This is a genomic window from Halomonas sp. (assembly GCF_041689495.1).
GTDB lineage: Bacteria > Pseudomonadota > Gammaproteobacteria > Pseudomonadales > Halomonadaceae > Halomonas.
Window position 1 is genome coordinate 1 of sequence record NZ_JBDNGD010000471.1, and the last position, 15,431, is coordinate 15,431.

Below are 15,431 nucleotides of genomic sequence, written 5' to 3' on the forward strand. Positions count from 1 at the left end.
CGACAGTGGGCAAGACTGGGGGCAGGAAATCGTCACATCGACCCAAGGCAATGGCGAGCTCTACGGTGAGGCCTCGCTACCGGTTGCCCAGTTCGCATCGCGGCTATACGTCTTTCACTACGACCCGCTCGAAAAGGGCGAACCGGCCGAGGTCCCGACCGATGAAGTAGACCGGGCCATGCGTCTGGCCCAGGATAGCTGGGCGTCGGGGCGATAGTCCGAAGATGCTTGGCGCTTAAGCTCGACAAGACCACTGAAATCGAGCATCAATTTTCCGCTCAACGCAGAAGGAGAGCATCGTATGTCGACTGTATCAAAAACCCCGACCTCCACAGACGTTTCCAGCTGGACCGACCCGACAATGGATTCGGTCCGCGGAACTGAAACGCCCAAGGACCCCAACAAGGGCTACATCGCGCTGCTGGGCTGGAGCGTCAATGCCATCAAGGCCGCGCAGAAGTTCAACCGCCGTTACGTGGTCGTGGCGCCCGAGTGGGCTGAAGATTTCTGCAAGGCAAACAAGATCCCGTATATTCCCTGGGATTTCATACGCCTGAACGACCGGTCCATGGAGATTGCGGAACGTCTCAAAGCGGAAGGCTGCGATGTCGCCATCCCGCTGTTCGAGGAAACCGTCGAATGGTCAGGCGCCATCAACTCCGTACTGATGGACAGTCCGCGCATGTACGGTCAGTCCATCCTGTTTCGCGACAAGGCATTGATGAAACGCCGCGCTCAGCTTGGTGGCATTCGCGTGGGGATCTTCGAGGAGGCCCACGAGAAGGAGGACGTCGCCCGCTTCATGAAGCGCGTCAACCAGACCCTGCTCAAGCTCGACGGCGACCCCGATGACCCGATTCATGTCAAGGCCTTCGACAAGGCTGGGTGCCTCGGCCACCGCATGATCCGCACGATGGAAGAGATCGAGCATATCCCGGATGAAGAGTATCCGTTGTTGATGGAGAGTCACCTGGACGGCTGGGAATTTGCCGTCGAGGCCTGGATCCACAACAGCAAGATCAAGTTCCTCAACATCTCGGAATACGTGACCCTGGGCTATTCGGTATTCGTTCCCGCCACGAAGGAACTCGAAAGCTGGCGCAATGCGATCACCAAGCAGATCGAGAAGTTGATCAAGACGTTCGACATCCAGTTCGGCCTGATCCACCCCGAGTATTTCGTGACGGCAGACGGCGAGATGTATTTCGGCGAGGTCGCCTATCGTCCGCCCGGTTTCAAGGCCTTCGAGCTCATCGAGCGCGCCTACGGTTTCAGCGCCTATCAGGCATCCATGCTGGTCTTCGATCCCAAGAGCACCAAGGAAGAGGTCGATGCCTTCTTCCCCCGCGAAGTGGTCGATGCCAAGGGCTATGCAGGCTGCTTCGGTGTCTATCCTCGCCGTCGTGTGGTCAGCAAGCTGGAGATGCCCAAGGAAACCGTCGAGCACCCGTATTTCGAGTCTCACGAACTGGTCGCGCCGGCCGAAGAGACAGTTCCCGACCGCTCAGCCTTCGGCACGCACTGGGGCCTCTTGTTCTTCTTCGGTGACGATCCGATCACGATGCGGGATCTGCTCAAGGCCCAGGAAGACGTGGACTTCTATGTTTAGTGAATCATTCAAGACCTGCTAATTGAGAGGCTGAATGGTGAAAAGAGGCAGGGCGCAAGCCCTGCCTCTTTTCATGCTGAAGCTTGCCTCTCAGAAATTTGCATGATCAATAGAAATGGACGGACGAAGTGATCAAGGGGTGACAGGGCGGAAAACATAAATGCCGGCCGAGTGATAGCCAATGTTGGTACCCTGCAGGCTCGTCACCCAGCTGCCGAACGGCGCCTTTTTATCCGGTACATATCGCCATCCGCATGGCTCAGCAGGGTATCGACATCCTCCCCGTCCGCGGGATAACAGGCCACGCCGATACTGCAGGACGGAATGATCCCGCCGTATTCGGCGCCAAGCGGCTCGGCCATGATCGCGAGAATCTGCTCCACCTTCCCGGAAACGGCATCCGCCGACTGGATGTTCGTCAACAGAACAGTGAATTCATCACCGCCCATCCGGGCCACCGTGTCCGTCTCACGTACGCAGGTTTCCAGCCGTCGTGCCACCGTACAGAGCACACGATCACCCACTGCATGTCCATGGATATCATTGATAATCTTGAAGTCATTCATATCCAGAAACAGCAAAGCCAGACTGCTCTGGTGGCGGTGGGCCGCACGCAAGGCCGAGTCCAGTCGATCATAGAACAGCGATCGGTTGGTCAGTCCAGTCAACGGATCATGATGGGCGAGGAAGCGTAATTCCTCCTCGGCCTGCCTGAGGGCCGTCGCGTCCCGCGCGACACCGATCCGCACACGCTCCTCCTCGGACCAGCAGGCAGACCACAGGATATGGACGATACTGCCATCCTTGCGGATATAACGGTTACGGAAATTGACGTGGGGCTGACCGTTCTTGACCCGGAGAATGGCGGCCCGTGAGACCGCCAAGTCGTCAGGATGTATATAGCCGGTGATCGAGGTGCCGGTCAGCTCGTCGGCACGATAGCCGAGCAGTGCCTCACAGGCATCACTCACAAAGACGATCTGGCTGTCCGCATCGACCACGAAGACCGTATCCATCATCAGATGGATCAGCTTGGGGGAGAGCGCTTGCAGGTCAACGGGCATGGGTCAAGGGAATCCGGTTGATATACATCGATTATAGCCCGATCACGAAGGGCGGCGGTAAGGAATCCTGGAAACTCCTGGGAAACGCACTAGAAAGATCATGAAAGCCCTTACAAATCATCATATGCTGGGAGAAATTCCTAATATTCGATGACGAAAGGAGCGACGATGATCGACGCGACTGACAAGCAGCACCTGACACGCTGCGTGGCGCTGGGCGGCGGAGAACCTGCCGCCCGAGGAACGGGCGCGGGCCACCGTCTACACCTCCGGGGAGCACTGCCCCATGTGCGCCGCGGCCCACGGCTGGGTGGGGCTGGGACGCATCGTCTATGCCAGTTCATCGGCACAGCTGGTGAGCTGGCTGGAAGCGATGGGCGTCGCCCCGCCGCCGGTGCGTCCACTGCCGATCCAGCAGCTGGTGCCGGGGATCGATGTCCAGGGGCCGGTGTTGAAACTCGCCGAGAAGGTGCATGGCCTCCATCGTCGTCTGCATGGCGTCGAATCCTGACCCGATCCGACAAGCTCCTGGTCATTCACGTCATCCCTTGGGTGCCGAGAGGCGATCCAGCCGCAGCCGCTGGCGGCCGTCGAAGAGTCGCCGGCTACCCGTGGCCACCGCTACCAGGGTGCCAAAGCCGGTGCCCAGGGTGATGGTGAACATCACGAGTATCTGGTACTTCACCGCCAGGGCGGGCGGGCTGCCGGCGAGTATCTGGCCGGTCATCATGCCGGGCAGGCTGACCACTCCGGCGGCGGCCATGGCATTGATCATCGGCATCAGGCCACTGCGCATCGCCTCGCGGCGGATGTCACCGATGGCCTCCTGCCAGCGCTGGCCGAGCATCAGGCGGTTCTCGATCACCGCCCGCTGACGCCAGGCGGTATCGGTGAGGCGATCCAGCGCCAGGGCCACGCCGGTCATGGTATTGCCGAGCATCATGCCCAGCAGCGGGATGGCGTACTGGGGCCGATACCAGGGGTCCGGCCCGATGATCACGGTCAGGGTCAGCACGGTAACGGTGAATGACGACAGGAACATCGCCACCGTGCCGATGCCGAAGGCCCAGCCGCCCAGCAGCCGACGCTTCTGGCGGGCCATCACCTCGCGCCCGGCGATCAGCAGCATGGCCAGGGCCATCAGCGCCACCCATAGCAGACGCTCGGCGGCGAACAGCGCCTCGAGCACCAGGCCGATCAGCGCCAGCTGTATCACGGTGCGCGTCGCGGCGATGAGCAGACTCTTGCCCATGCCCAGCCGGGCGGCGACCGTGCAGCCAGCCAGCCCCACGACCATCAACGCCGTCAGGGCCAGCTGCCACCAGGCCAGTTCGATCACGCCCATGCGCCCTGCTCCTCTTCCTGCAGCCGCGTGCCCTGTATTCGCAGATGCCGCTTGGCCACACGCTCGATCTGCGCCGGGTCATGGGCGACCCAGATCACCGGCCAGCCCCGCTCGCGGACCCGCGTCATCAGCCAGGCTTCCACTCGGCGGGTGGTGGCGTCGTCCAGGTTGGCGGTGGGCTCGTCCAGCAGCAACGCTGCGGGCTCGCGGCTCACCGCCCGCAGCAGGGCCAGGCGCTGCTTCTCTCCCGACGAGAGCCGGCTCACCTGCCAATCGAGGACATCGGTGGTGAAGCCCAGCGCCTCGATGTCGGAGGCGTCGATAGCGGAGAAGTGCTCGCCGACGGTATCCGCCCACCAGTGACTCTCCGCCGGCACCAGCATCACCCGGGCGCGCCACTCATGGGCCGGCAGCGACGACTGGGGCACCTCGCCCAGGGTCAACTTGCCATCGTGGGGCTCCAGGTCGGCAAGGGCGCGCAGCAGCCGACTCTTGCCGGCGCCGCTGGTGCCGGAGAGACAGAGGATCTCGCCCGGGCCGACCTCCAGATCGACCGGTGCAAGCTCTCCGATGGCGAGTCGTTCCAGGCGCAAAGTGTGATTGGCAGGCAAGACAGGCTCCCGGGGCTGTGTGACATGGCGAGGATCATAGCAGCCCGACGGCTGACGCCGTGATACGCTTTAAAATATACGGAATTTCATATATGTTACGGGCTGCGGCATTCCAAGCACAGCCATTGCCGGAGGCCAGCGCCATGACTCATCACGCCGAATCCGACGCTCCTCATCCCGCCACGGGCATGGGCCTTTTCGAGCGTTACCTTTCGCTCTGGGTGGCGCTGGCCATTGTGGCCGGCATCCTGCTCGGCCAGTTCGCTCCAGCCGTTCCCGAGGCCCTGTCGCGTTTCGAGTATGCCCAGGTATCGATCCCGGTGGCGATACTGATCTGGGCAATGATCTTTCCCATGATGGCGCAGATCGACTTCACCTCGATCCTCGGCGTGCGCCGCCAGCCCAAGGGATTGGTCATCACCACCACGGTCAACTGGCTCATCAAGCCGTTCACCATGTTCGCCATCGCCTGGTTCTTCCTGACGGTGGTCTTCGCGCCGCTGATTCCCGCGGACCGCGCCAGCGAGTACCTGGCCGGCGCCATCCTCCTGGGCGCCGCCCCCTGCACGGCCATGGTCTTCGTGTGGAGCACCCTGACCCGTGGCGACGCCGCCTATACCCTGGTTCAGGTAGCGCTCAACGACCTGATCATGCTGTTCGCCTTCGCGCCCATCGTGGTCTTCCTGCTCGGCGTCTCCAACATCCAGGTGCCCTGGGACACCGTCGCCCTGTCGGTGCTGCTCTACATCGTGATTCCGCTGGGCGCCGGCTACCTGACCCGTCGCACCCTTATCGCCCGACGCGGCAGCGAGTGGTACGAAACGGTGTTCATGAAGCGTATTGGCCCGATCACCCCCATCGGCTTGATCATCACTCTGGTGCTGCTGTTCGCCTTCCAGGGCGAGCTCATCCTCCAGGCCCCGCTGCATATCGTGCTGATCGCCATCCCGCTGATCATTCAGACCTTCCTGATCTTCTTCATCGCCTACGGCTGGGCCAGGGCGTGGAAAGTGCCTCACAACGTCGCCGCCCCCGGGGCGATGATCGGTGCCAGCAATTTCTTCGAGTTGGCCGTGGCGACTGCCATCGCTCTGTTCGGCCTGCAATCCGGCGCGGCGCTTGCTACGGTGGTGGGGGTGCTGGTGGAGGTACCGCTGATGCTGGCCCTGGTGCGTATCGCCAACAACACCCGCGAGCACTTTCCGGGGCGGCCGAGGTACGGGGCTGATCCATGCTGATCGAGGTAACCGCCGGCGGGAATGGCTGCTGATACCGGACCGGTCTTTCGAAAATCGACGGCATCGGGGATCGAAACCGGTCAGGATCGCCATATAGGAACTATGCTAAAGCTAGCTTGAACCGATAGTCTCGCAGCAACCGAACCGGTCGCTGCCACGCTCAACATCAGGAGTGCATCCATGTCTTCACGCGAAGTCGTCATCTGTCATCCGGTCCGCACCGCCATCGGCACCTATGCCGGTAGCCTCAAGGACACCCCCGCCACGGACCTGGGCGCGCGGGTCATCCAGGAGACCCTGTCCCGATCCGGCCTGGCCGCCGACAAGGTAGAGTCGCTGATCATGGGGCATGTGATCCAGGCCGGCTGCCGCATGAACTCGGGTCGCCAGGCCGGCATCGCCGGGGGGCTGCCCGTGGAAGTGCCTGCGCTGACGGTCAACCGCGTCTGCGGCTCCGGCGCTCAGGCCGTGGCCAATGCCGCCATGGAGATATGGAGCGGCATGGCCGACTGCGCCATCGCCGGCGGCATGGAGAACATGGACCGCGCGCCCTATCTATTGCCACAGGGCCGCTGGGGGGCGCGCATGGGTGACGTGACCATGTTCGACAGCATGTTGCTCGACGGCCTCCACGACCCGTTCAGCAACAAGCACGCCGGCTGGCATACCGAGGAACTGGTCAGCCGCTACCACATCTCCCGGGACGACCAGGACGCCTGGGCTCTGCGCTCCCAGCTGAACTTCTCGAAGGCCCAGGAGACGGGCCATTTCGACGCCGAGATCGCCCCCGTCGAGCTCACCACCCGCAAGGGCACTATCAGCTTCGCTCGGGACGAACACAACCGCGGCAACACCACCGCTGAGTCCCTGGCCAGGCTCAAGCCGGCCTTCCGCAAGGACGGCACCATCACCGCCGGCAATGCCCCGGGGCTCAACAGTGCCGCATCGGCGATGATCGTCGCCGAGCGTGACTGGGCCGAAAGACAGGGCCTCACCCCCATGGCACGTCTGGTGGCCTTCGGTGTCGGTGCCGTGGAGCCGGATTACTTCGGCATCGGCCCGGTGCCGGCGGTGAAGCAGGCCCTCGAGCGGGCCGGCTGGTCGGTGGGCGACATCGACCGGGTCGAGATCAACGAGGCCTTCGCCGCCATCGCCCTGGCCTGCCTGCGCGAGTTGGGTCTGCCTGAAGACATCGTCAACGTCGAGGGCGGCGCCATCGCCCACGGCCACCCCATCGGCGCCACCGGCGCGGTGCTGACCACCCGCCTGCTGCACGCCATGCAACGCAACGGCGAACGCCGCGGCATCGTGACCCTGTGCATCGGTGGCGGCCAGGGTATCGCCCTGGCGCTGGAAACCCTCTGAGCCCTGCCTGCCAGGCGGCGCTGAACATCCGCCGCCAGGCAGGCCAGCGGGAGCAGGCACGCGCCATTACCACTTGCCTGTTGACCCCTCAACACCGACAATCGGCGAGTGATCTATTCCTGCTGTAAACGCCATCCTCTTCTCCTCATCGTCGTCGCCCAACTCTTCGGCACCTCGTTGTGGTTTTCCGTCAACGGCGTGGGCCTGGCGCTGTCCCGTGATCTGGGCCTCACCGAGGCCGACCTCGGCCGGCTGACCCTGATCGTCCAGGCCGGCTTCATCGTCGGCACCCTGTTCATCGCTTCGACGGGACTTGCCGACCGCTTCCGTGCCAGCCGCATCTTCGCCGCCGCCTGCCTGGCAGGGGCCCTGACCAATGCGGGCTTCGTGCTGGCGGCACCGCATCCGCCCCTCGACCTGCTGCTGCGGTTCCTGACCGGGCTCTGCCTGGCCGGCATCTACCCGCTGGGCATGAAGCTGGTGATCGGCTGGACGCCGAAGCATACCGGGGCGGCGCTGGCCTGGCTGGTCGGAATGCTGACCCTGGGTACCGCCCTGCCCCATCTGCTGAGGGGCTCCACCCTGGGCCTGCCCTGGCAGTGGTCACTGCTCGGCGCCTCGGGCCTGGCGCTGGTGGGCGGCGGGATGATCCTCGCCCTGGGAGATGGGCCTCACCTCCCCGCCAGCAGCGGTCGTGCCCGCCTGAAGGAAGGCCTCTCCGCCCTGCGCGTGCCACGCTTCCGTGCCGTGGCCGGCGGCTACTTCGGCCACTGCTGGGAGCTCTATGCCTTCTGGACCCTGACGCCCTTCCTGGTGACCCGGGAGATCCAACGTCTCACGGCCGCGCCAGGGCTGGTCTCCTGGCTGTCATTCGGCGTCATTGCCCTGGGGCTGGCCGGCTGCGTGGGCGGTGGAATCCTGAGTCGACGGCTGGGCAGTCTCTGGGTCGCCCGCCGAGCGCTGATCGCCTCGGGGCTGACCTGCCTGGCCTACCCGTTGCTGACCTGGGCGCCTCCCGCCCTGCTGCTGGTACTCCAGGCCTTCTGGGGGCTGACGGTGATCGCCGATTCGCCGCAGTTCTCTGCCCTGGCCGCCGAGACGGCGCCGCGTGATCGCATCGGCTCGACCCTGGCGGTAATGAACGCTGTCGGCTTCGCCCTGACGATTCCCGCCATCTCGCTGACCACTTCCCTCTGGCAGTGGCAAGGCGCCTGGGTACTGTGGTGGCTGCTGCCTGGGCCGATTCTCGGGCTCTGGGCGCTGAGGCGCCTCACCGAAACGGCCTCGTCGCCCTCCCGCCCTGTGGACTCCGCGTCGGCGAGCGAATGACCCTGGGAAGGTGCCTTCTCAGCAGAGAACCTCGCGACGCCGGGGGCGACTGCCCATGGCGGCGAGTCGTCCGCCGAGCGCCGCCAGTCGGATCCACTCGCCCTGCTCTGCAGCTTTCAGTGTCGTAGTCACCCAGTCGGGCAGCTCTGAATCGAGGCCATAATAGACCCACTGTCCCTCTCGGCGATCACTTAGCAAACCGCACTGGCGAAGCTGGGCGAGATGACGTGACACCTTCGGCTGTGACTGGTCCAGGGCATGGGTCAGCTCGCAGACACATAACTCCCCCTCGCGCAGAATGAGCAGCGTCAACATCAGGCGAGTCTCGTCTCCCAGGCACTTGAACACGCGAACCGGTTCCAGCGACGTCAAGGCAGTCTCCATGGCAGGTGATTAGCGAGTCCATTGTAAGGTAAGGCGCCAGGCATCGACAGCGACCGTCATCATGCGTGCTCTCGCGGCAACGCCAGGGCCCCCGACCGGTAGAAGGCATCCAGCAGATCCAGGATCGGCGAAGAGGTGGCGAGTGCCAGCAGCGGCAAACCCACCAGCAGCAGCGCCGAGGGCAGTGTGAAGGCCAGTCAGGCCTGGTGTTGCCGGATCACCCGTAGCGGCCGGTGATGTAGTCCTCGGCCTTCTTGGTCGCCGGGTTGGCGAACATGGTCTTGGTGTCGTTGTACTCGATGATCTCGCCGAGGTGGAAGAAGGCCGTGTAGTCCGCCACTCGCGCCGCCTGCTGCATGTTGTGGGTCACCGTGATGATGGTGAACTGCTGCTTGAGCTTGTCCATCAGGTCCTCGATGGTCGCAGTGGAGATCGGATCCAGCGCCGAGGTCGGCTCGTCCATCAGGATGACATCGGGCTGCACGGCAATGGCCCGGGCGATACAGAGGCGTTGCTGCTGACCGCCGGAAAGCCACGTGCCCGGCTGTTGCAGCTTGTCCTTGACCTCGTTCCAGAGGCCGGCTTCACGCAGGGCATGCTCCACCAGCTCATCCTGTTCGGCCTTGCGGCTGACCAGGTCATGCATGCGCGGGGCATAGGCCACATTCTCGAAGATCGACTTGGGAAACGGATTGGGCTTCTGGAAGACCATACCCACCCGACGACGCAACGCCACTTCGTCCATCTTGGCGGCATTGACATCGCGACCGTCCATCTCCACCAGTCCCTTGAGGCGCACGCTGGGGATCAGATCGTTCATGCGGTTGAGGCAGCGCAGGAAGGTCGACTTTCCGCAGCCGGAAGGCCCGATCAAGGCCGTCACGTTCTTCTGGTAGATATCGATATTGAGTTTGCTCAGCGCCTGGGTCTCGCCGTACCAGAGGCTGAGGTCGCGGACGCGAATGCTCAGCTCATGATTCGCTTCTCTGTTGCGGGTCACCGGCTGACCGGGTTCGGGACGGTAGCTATCGTGACGTGACATCGGCGCAGTACTCCGCTCGGCAACGTGCATGTTCATCAAAGGATATCCTGTATCGGTGCGGTACCTACCAGCGACGCTCGAATTTCTTGCGCAGTATCACCGCCGAGGCATTGAGGAAGATCAGGATGGCCAACAGCACCAGGATGCCGCCGGCGGTCTTCTCGACGAAGGCGCGATCCGGCTCACCCGCCCATGTGAAGACCTGCGCCGGCAGTACCGTGGCCGCATTGGTGAAGGAAACGCCTATATCCGGGATGAAGGCCACCATGCCGACAATGATCAGCGGTGCGGTCTCGCCCATGGCCTGGGCCAGGCCGATGATCGAGCCGGTCATGATGCCCGGCATGGCAAGTGGCAGCACATGGTCGCGCACCACCTGCCAGCGCGAGCAACCCACGCCGAAGGCGGCATGGCGGATCGAGTCCGGCACGCTGCGCAAAGCCGTGCGTGTGGCGATGATGATCACCGGCAGGGTCATGAGAGCCAGCGTCATGCCACCCACCAGCGGCGATGAGCGTGGCACGCCGAAGAAGTTGATGAAGATCGCCAGGCCCAGCAAGCCGAAGAGGATCGAGGGAATCGCCGCCAGGTTGTTGATGTTGATCTCGATGAGCTGCGTCAGACGATTGTCGGGTGCGAACTCCTCGAGGTAGAGGGCCGTCATCACGCCGATCGGAAAGGCGATCACCAGCGTTACCAACATGGTCATTACCGTGCCCAGGGCGGCCGCCAGGATGCCGGCGGCCTCGGCCATCTTGGAGTCGCCGTTGGTGAAGAAGGTGGTATTGAACTTGAGCTCCGCCCTGCCCTGCTCCACCAGCGCATCGACGGTGGCCTGCAGGGATTCACTGAGATCGTGACGATGGCCTTTAAGGTACTGATCCACCTCGCTGTCGGCCAGCACCCAGCGATTCTCGATGGTACCCAGCAGCTCGGGATTGTCGCGCATCCGGACCGGAATCAAACGCTCGAAGGTACGGCTCACCAGGCGCGACACCACGGGCTCCAGAGCGGCACGCCCCATGCGTTGGGCATCCTCGTTGTAATCGATCTCCACCTGGATCTGCGCCTGCTGGAAGGCCGGTAACCCCTTGCTCAGCATGTCGGCGAAGAACAGCACCAGGAAGAGACCGGCCAGCCCCAGCGACCCCATGGAAATCCACTTGAGCCGTGCCGATTTGCGGTGACGGCCCTTGAGCTGGGCGCTGATGTCGTCGAAGGAGTGACTCATCTGCGGGTTCCTCGGCGTTACAGGTTATTGACGCGATATTTCTCGCGAAAGCGACGAATCATGATGACCGACACCAGGTTGAGACTCAGCGTGACGGTGAAGAGCACCAGCCCCAGCGCGAAGGCCGAGAGCGTCTCGGCACTCTCGAATTCCAGATCACCTGTCAGGGCGGCGACGATACGCACCGTCACCGTGGTCATGTCCTCCAGCGGGTTGGCGGTCAGGTTGGGGCGCATGCCGGCCGCCATCACCACGATCATGGTTTCGCCCAACGCACGGGATACCGCCAGCAGCGAGGCCGAGATAATCCCGGGCAAGGCCGTCGGAATGACCACGTCTCGAATCGTCTCGCCCTTGGTCATGCCCAGGGCGAGCGACCCCTGACGCATGCTGTCGGGAACCGAGTTGATCACATCGTCGGAGAGCGAGGAGATGAAGGGGATGATCATGATGCCCATCACCAGTCCGGGCGCCACGGCATTGTTGAAGGAGGCATCCAGGCCGAAGAAGCCGGCCACGTCGACGATGATCGGCGCCACCGTGATGGCGGCGAAGAAGCCATAGACCACGGTAGGGATGCCGGCCAGCACTTCCAGGGTCGGCTTGGCCAGGGTGCGAACGCTCGACGGTGCGAACTCCGCCATGTAGATGGCCGACAGCAGGCCGATGGGGATTGCCACCAGCATGGCAATACCGGTGATCATGAAGGTGCCGGCGAACAGCGGCACCGAGCCGAACTGAGCGGCACTGCTCGCCTCGTCACCGCGACCGGCCGCGGCCAAGAAGCTGGCGCCCGGATTCCACACCGTACCGGTGATGAACTCCCAGAAGCTGTGCATCTGGAAGAAGCGCAAGGCCTCGAAGACGATGGAGAAGAGGATCCCGAAGGTGGTGAAGATCGAGATCATCGCCGCGCCGACCAGGATCCAGCGAATCACACGCTCGATGGCCTGGCGGGCATGGAAGTTGGGGCGCACCTGGCTCATGCCGACCATCAACCCGGCCGCCGCAACCACAAGGCTTGCCGTGAGCAGATAAAGCGCAGGAATCTCGGCGCCCAGCAGCAGCATCAGGAAGGCCCCGGCCGCGCTGACCACCAAGGCCGGCCCTGCCGTGGCGAGCACGGTGAACCAGGCATACTGGTCGGGCTGGGCATACATCGCGGTGCCTGTAGCACGCACTCGTGCTGCCTTGGCACGACCCAGGAAGAAGGCTACCAGACCCAGCAGCAGCATGGCGCCGCCGAATAGTGCGAGGAGTTGATTGGTCTGCATAGGATTCTCTCGATGAATGTCGACGACAGCCAGGCTGCCGGAACGTGATTCGGCCGGCAACCCGAAGTTGCCGGCCAAATCAGGCATCCTTGCCCGTCATGTCACGACTTACTGCAGATCGGAAAGCTGCAGGCTGGTGCGCTCCTGGACCTTGTTACGCGTCGCTTCACGCTCGGCTTCAGGCAGCGGAATCAGGCCGAGATCCATCAGGTAACCCCCCTCACCGACCATGGTCTCGGAGAGGAACATGTCGACATAGTCGTACAGCGGTGGCACCTCGTCGACATGCTGATTCTTGACGTAGAACCACAGCGAGCGAGCAATCGGGTAGTCACCGGCGCTGATGGCCTCGGCCTCGGGTTCAATCCCTTCGATGCTGGAAGCAATCAGCGTATTGGGGTTCTCGACCAGGAACGAATAGCCGAAGATGCCGAAGGCGTCGGTGTCTTCGCTGAGGCGCTGGACGATCAGGTTGTCGTTCTCACCGGCATCGATGTAGACGCCATCGGAACGAATGTCAGTGTAGCCTTCGCCACCGTAGGCCTCCATTTCCTCGGAAGGGACTTCCATGGCGAGCTCTTCGAAGGCATCGCGGGTACCTGAGGTGCTGGGGGGCCCGTAGATAGAGATCTCGCGATCCGGCAGCGCGGAATCGATGTCGCTCCAGTTGGCATAGGGGTTGTCGACCAGTTCGCCGTCGACCGGCACCTGGGCGGCCACGGCCAGGAAGAGTTTCTCGAGGGTGAGATCCATCGCCTCGTTGGTGCTGGACTGGGCGAACACGATGCCGTCGGAGCCGATCTTGACTTCGGTCACGTCGTTCACGCCGTTTTCTTCACAGCGCTCGAGCTCGGAAACCTTGATACGACGAGAAGCATTGGTGATGTCCGGTGTGCCTTCGCCAACGCCGTTACAGAAGAGTCGAATACCACCGCCTGAACCGGTGGACTCGATGACCGGGGTCGGATATTCGGTCACGGCACCGAACTCCTCCGTCACGTAGCTGGCGAACGGGTAGACGGTGCTGGAGCCCACGATACGGATCTGATCGCGGGCCTGGGCGACGCCGACGACGCCGATCACGGCGGCGGCAATGGCCGTGGTCTTGAGAGTGCGGCTATTGAGGATGCGGTTCATGCGAAATACTCCTGTCGTTGAAAGGTGTCTGGCCTTCGCAAGGCACACATTGCCGCAGGAAAGTGACAGCTTCATGACAGGATGAATGAATGTTTCCAGGCGTGGCAAACCGGATTCTTGACCCCTCACGCCTGGCCGGCGTGACCAGCCAGGCGGCGAAATCCCAGATTACCGACCAGGGACGTGCCGAGCATGGTCATCACCATGGGCCAGGCGCTGTCGATCTCGAATGCCCCCACCACCACACCAGCCAGGCTAGCAGAGGAGAACTGGATGCTGCCCTGCAGGGCAGCCGCCGTGGCACTCATGTGCTGGAAATGCTCCAGCAATGAGGAAATGGCATTGGGCGCAATCAGGCCGATCATCCCTGCGAACAGCATCACCAGAGGTACCACGGTCCACAAGGATTCCAGACCGGTGACCACCATCAGTACCAGACCACTGGCCGCACCCAGCTGGATACTCAGCCCCAGCCTCAGGTTCTGTTGGGGGGAGCGATGGCGCAGGAGCCGGATATTGACCCGGTTGGAGGCCGCCATGACGACGACATTGGCACCGAACACCAGCGGATAGAGCGCCGGTGACAAGCCATAATGTTCAAGGTAAAGGAAGGGGGAGGCGGTAACGAAGGCGAAGAGTCCGGCAAAGGACATGGAGACGGCACAGATGTAGCCCATGCCCTCACGGTGACGCAGTACGCTGGCATAGTTGCCGAGCACCTGGCGAAACGATGATGACGGCCGATCCGGCGCACGGGTCTCGGGAAGCTTCGTGCTGATCAGCCAGATCAGGAAGGCCGCATAGACCGCCAGGAAGACGAAGATCAGCCACCAGTCGGCGAGATACAGGAGAGCGCTGCCAAGGGTCGGCGCCGCCAAGGGTGCCAGCATCATGATCATCGCCATGGTCGACATCACCTTGGCTGCCTCACGACCACTGAAGCAGTCGCGTACGATGGCGGCGGAATTGACCACACAAGCCCCTCCACCCAGGGCCTGAACGAAGCGCCAGGCGAGCAGCTCGGACAATGACCCGACGGTCGTGATCGCCAGGCTGGCCAGCAGGAAGACAACTAGACCGGAGAGCAGTACCGGCTTGCGCCCCAGGCGGTCCGACACAGGGCCGAACAGCAACTGGCCTAGGGCGAACCCCGCCAGAAAGGCACTCAGGGACAATTCGGTATGATGGATGCTCGCCCCGACATGCTCGGCAAGCGCTGCCATCGCGGGCAGATAGGCATCGATGGCGAAAGGGGCCAGGGCCGTATTGGCCGCCACCAGCAGGGCCATGCGTCGCGGGTTCAAGTGCAAGGAAACTCCTGACAGTGGGACGTCACGTGAATTTTGATAGTCGGCTAATAATATTCCATCCACAAGGAGCTGTCGGCGCCTGTCACCTGACCCCGGCTAATTCATCAGGGTGCCGATCGGGCGGTTTGCTCCGAGTAATTGCTGGTCCCGGCCCACTTCAACGTGACCGGGCGGCCTGATGGCCGGCAATCTTATTCTCGGCACGTTCTATAGCCTGGCTTTTTATAAGGCGATGTCTCAGTTAGCTGTTGCACGTTCGTATACCCCAGCGACTCACCTAGACAAATCAACGGGTTGAGCTGTGTCTTGTAACGCTCAAGCAGGCGCCGCCAGCCCAGATAGTTGGTTAGGTGAAGTGGACCCCACTGTCAAGACAGAAAGTGCATGAGTTTAAGCAATGGCCTGTGCCTCACTCGCAGCTGAACAGCGCTGCCCTGGTCCCGCTGGTTCACCGGCCGGCGTCGCCGCCGGGCCGTACTTGTCCACGATCAG

The 15,431-nt window shown here is 62.8% G+C and carries 14 protein-coding genes and 1 pseudogene; 6 read left to right on the forward strand and 9 right to left on the reverse strand.

Features of this window, described 5'->3' with window-relative positions; genetic code table 11:
• Both ACESMD_RS14305 and ACESMD_RS14310 read left to right on the forward strand, forming a co-directional pair.
• Positions 1 to 217: pseudogene (locus ACESMD_RS14305) on the forward strand (hypothetical protein); the annotation flags it as partial.
• A 144-nt stretch (positions 218 to 361) separates the two neighbouring features.
• Positions 362 to 1,609: an acetyl-CoA carboxylase biotin carboxylase subunit family protein gene (locus tag ACESMD_RS14310; RefSeq protein ID WP_372614329.1), complete on the forward strand. Its 1,248-nt coding sequence runs from the start codon at positions 362 to 364 to the stop codon at positions 1,607 to 1,609.
• Positions 1,610 to 1,812: 203 nt separating this feature from the next.
• On the opposite strand, the gene ACESMD_RS14315 is transcribed toward ACESMD_RS14310, so the two are convergent.
• Positions 1,813 to 2,673, reverse strand: a complete 861-nt coding sequence (locus ACESMD_RS14315; RefSeq protein ID WP_372614305.1) for a diguanylate cyclase domain-containing protein — start codon at positions 2,671 to 2,673, stop codon at positions 1,813 to 1,815.
• A gap of 286 nt (positions 2,674 to 2,959) precedes the next feature.
• On the opposite strand from ACESMD_RS14315, the gene ACESMD_RS14320 reads away from it, so the two are divergent.
• Positions 2,960 to 3,184, forward strand: a complete 225-nt coding sequence (locus ACESMD_RS14320) for a hypothetical protein (protein WP_372614307.1) — start codon at positions 2,960 to 2,962, stop codon at positions 3,182 to 3,184.
• A gap of 30 nt (positions 3,185 to 3,214) precedes the next feature.
• Here the strand turns inward: ACESMD_RS14320 and fetB are convergent, their stop codons facing one another.
• Positions 3,215 to 4,018 carry an iron export ABC transporter permease subunit FetB gene (fetB, locus tag ACESMD_RS14325; protein WP_372614309.1) on the reverse strand — a complete coding sequence of 268 codons (804 nt, stop codon included), beginning with the start codon at positions 4,016 to 4,018 and terminating at the stop codon, positions 3,215 to 3,217.
• Complete coding sequence (locus tag ACESMD_RS14330) at positions 4,009 to 4,629, reverse strand: ATP-binding cassette domain-containing protein (protein ID WP_372614311.1); 621 nt, start codon at positions 4,627 to 4,629, stop codon at positions 4,009 to 4,011. Before ACESMD_RS14330 ends, fetB begins: the two co-directional genes overlap by 10 nt.
• A 143-nt stretch (positions 4,630 to 4,772) precedes the next feature.
• On the opposite strand from ACESMD_RS14330, the gene arsB reads away from it, so the two are divergent.
• The 3 genes from arsB to ACESMD_RS14345 all read left to right on the forward strand — a co-directional run bounded on the left by arsB (position 4,773) and on the right by ACESMD_RS14345 (position 8,561).
• Positions 4,773 to 5,867 (forward strand): ACR3 family arsenite efflux transporter, encoded by a 1,095-nt coding sequence (gene arsB / locus ACESMD_RS14335; protein WP_372614313.1) that lies wholly within the window; start codon positions 4,773 to 4,775, stop codon positions 5,865 to 5,867.
• Between the two features lie 180 nt (positions 5,868 to 6,047).
• Positions 6,048 to 7,232, forward strand: coding sequence for an acetyl-CoA C-acyltransferase (locus ACESMD_RS14340; RefSeq protein WP_372614315.1), 1,185 nt, complete (start codon positions 6,048 to 6,050; stop codon positions 7,230 to 7,232).
• A gap of 108 nt (positions 7,233 to 7,340) precedes the next feature.
• A complete protein-coding gene (locus ACESMD_RS14345; RefSeq protein WP_372614317.1) occupies positions 7,341 to 8,561 on the forward strand; it encodes a nitrate/nitrite transporter in 1,221 nt (406 codons plus the stop codon).
• An 18-nt stretch (positions 8,562 to 8,579) separates the two neighbouring features.
• On the opposite strand, the gene ACESMD_RS14350 is transcribed toward ACESMD_RS14345, so the two are convergent.
• The 6 genes from ACESMD_RS14350 to ACESMD_RS14375 form a co-directional block, all read right to left on the reverse strand.
• Positions 8,580 to 8,933 (reverse strand): metalloregulator ArsR/SmtB family transcription factor, encoded by a 354-nt coding sequence (locus tag ACESMD_RS14350; protein WP_372614319.1) that lies wholly within the window; start codon positions 8,931 to 8,933, stop codon positions 8,580 to 8,582.
• A 229-nt stretch (positions 8,934 to 9,162) separates the two neighbouring features.
• The gene (pstB, locus tag ACESMD_RS14355) at positions 9,163 to 9,987 is read right to left on the reverse strand and encodes a phosphate ABC transporter ATP-binding protein PstB (protein WP_372614321.1); all 825 of its coding nucleotides are present in this window, start codon (positions 9,985 to 9,987) and stop codon (positions 9,163 to 9,165) included.
• Between the two features lie 64 nt (positions 9,988 to 10,051).
• On the reverse strand, positions 10,052 to 11,218 hold the full coding sequence (pstA, locus tag ACESMD_RS14360; RefSeq protein ID WP_372614323.1) for a phosphate ABC transporter permease PstA: 1,167 nt from the start codon (positions 11,216 to 11,218) through the stop codon (positions 10,052 to 10,054).
• A gap of 17 nt (positions 11,219 to 11,235) precedes the next feature.
• Positions 11,236 to 12,492, reverse strand: coding sequence for a phosphate ABC transporter permease subunit PstC (gene pstC, locus ACESMD_RS14365; protein WP_372614331.1), 1,257 nt, complete (start codon positions 12,490 to 12,492; stop codon positions 11,236 to 11,238).
• A gap of 108 nt (positions 12,493 to 12,600) precedes the next feature.
• Positions 12,601 to 13,629: a substrate-binding domain-containing protein gene (locus tag ACESMD_RS14370; RefSeq protein ID WP_372614325.1), complete on the reverse strand. Its 1,029-nt coding sequence runs from the start codon at positions 13,627 to 13,629 to the stop codon at positions 12,601 to 12,603.
• 125 nt (positions 13,630 to 13,754) lie between these two features.
• Positions 13,755 to 14,939, reverse strand: a complete 1,185-nt coding sequence (locus tag ACESMD_RS14375; RefSeq protein WP_372614327.1) for a Bcr/CflA family multidrug efflux MFS transporter — start codon at positions 14,937 to 14,939, stop codon at positions 13,755 to 13,757.
• Between the last annotated feature and the right edge of the window lie 492 nt (positions 14,940 to 15,431).

What these genes read in the sequence shown, in the direction of transcription:
- ACESMD_RS14340 (WP_372614315.1), top strand. Translation starts at nt 6,048, where the DNA reads ATGTCTTCACGCGAAGTCGTCATCTGTCATCCGGTCCGCACCGCCATC.
- ACESMD_RS14370 (WP_372614325.1), bottom strand. Translation starts at nt 13,629, where the DNA reads ATGAACCGCATCCTCAATAGCCGCACTCTCAAGACCACGGCCATTGCC.
- ACESMD_RS14310 (WP_372614329.1), top strand. Translation starts at nt 362, where the DNA reads ATGGATTCGGTCCGCGGAACTGAAACGCCCAAGGACCCCAACAAGGGC.
- ACESMD_RS14315 (WP_372614305.1), bottom strand. Translation starts at nt 2,673, where the DNA reads ATGCCCGTTGACCTGCAAGCGCTCTCCCCCAAGCTGATCCATCTGATG.
- fetB (WP_372614309.1), bottom strand. Translation starts at nt 4,018, where the DNA reads ATGGGCGTGATCGAACTGGCCTGGTGGCAGCTGGCCCTGACGGCGTTG.
- pstC (WP_372614331.1), bottom strand. Translation starts at nt 12,492, where the DNA reads ATGCAGACCAATCAACTCCTCGCACTATTCGGCGGCGCCATGCTGCTG.
- arsB (WP_372614313.1), top strand. Translation starts at nt 4,773, where the DNA reads ATGACTCATCACGCCGAATCCGACGCTCCTCATCCCGCCACGGGCATG.
- ACESMD_RS14320 (WP_372614307.1), top strand. Translation starts at nt 2,960, where the DNA reads ATGTGCGCCGCGGCCCACGGCTGGGTGGGGCTGGGACGCATCGTCTAT.
- pstA (WP_372614323.1), bottom strand. Translation starts at nt 11,218, where the DNA reads ATGAGTCACTCCTTCGACGACATCAGCGCCCAGCTCAAGGGCCGTCAC.
- pstB (WP_372614321.1), bottom strand. Translation starts at nt 9,987, where the DNA reads ATGTCACGTCACGATAGCTACCGTCCCGAACCCGGTCAGCCGGTGACC.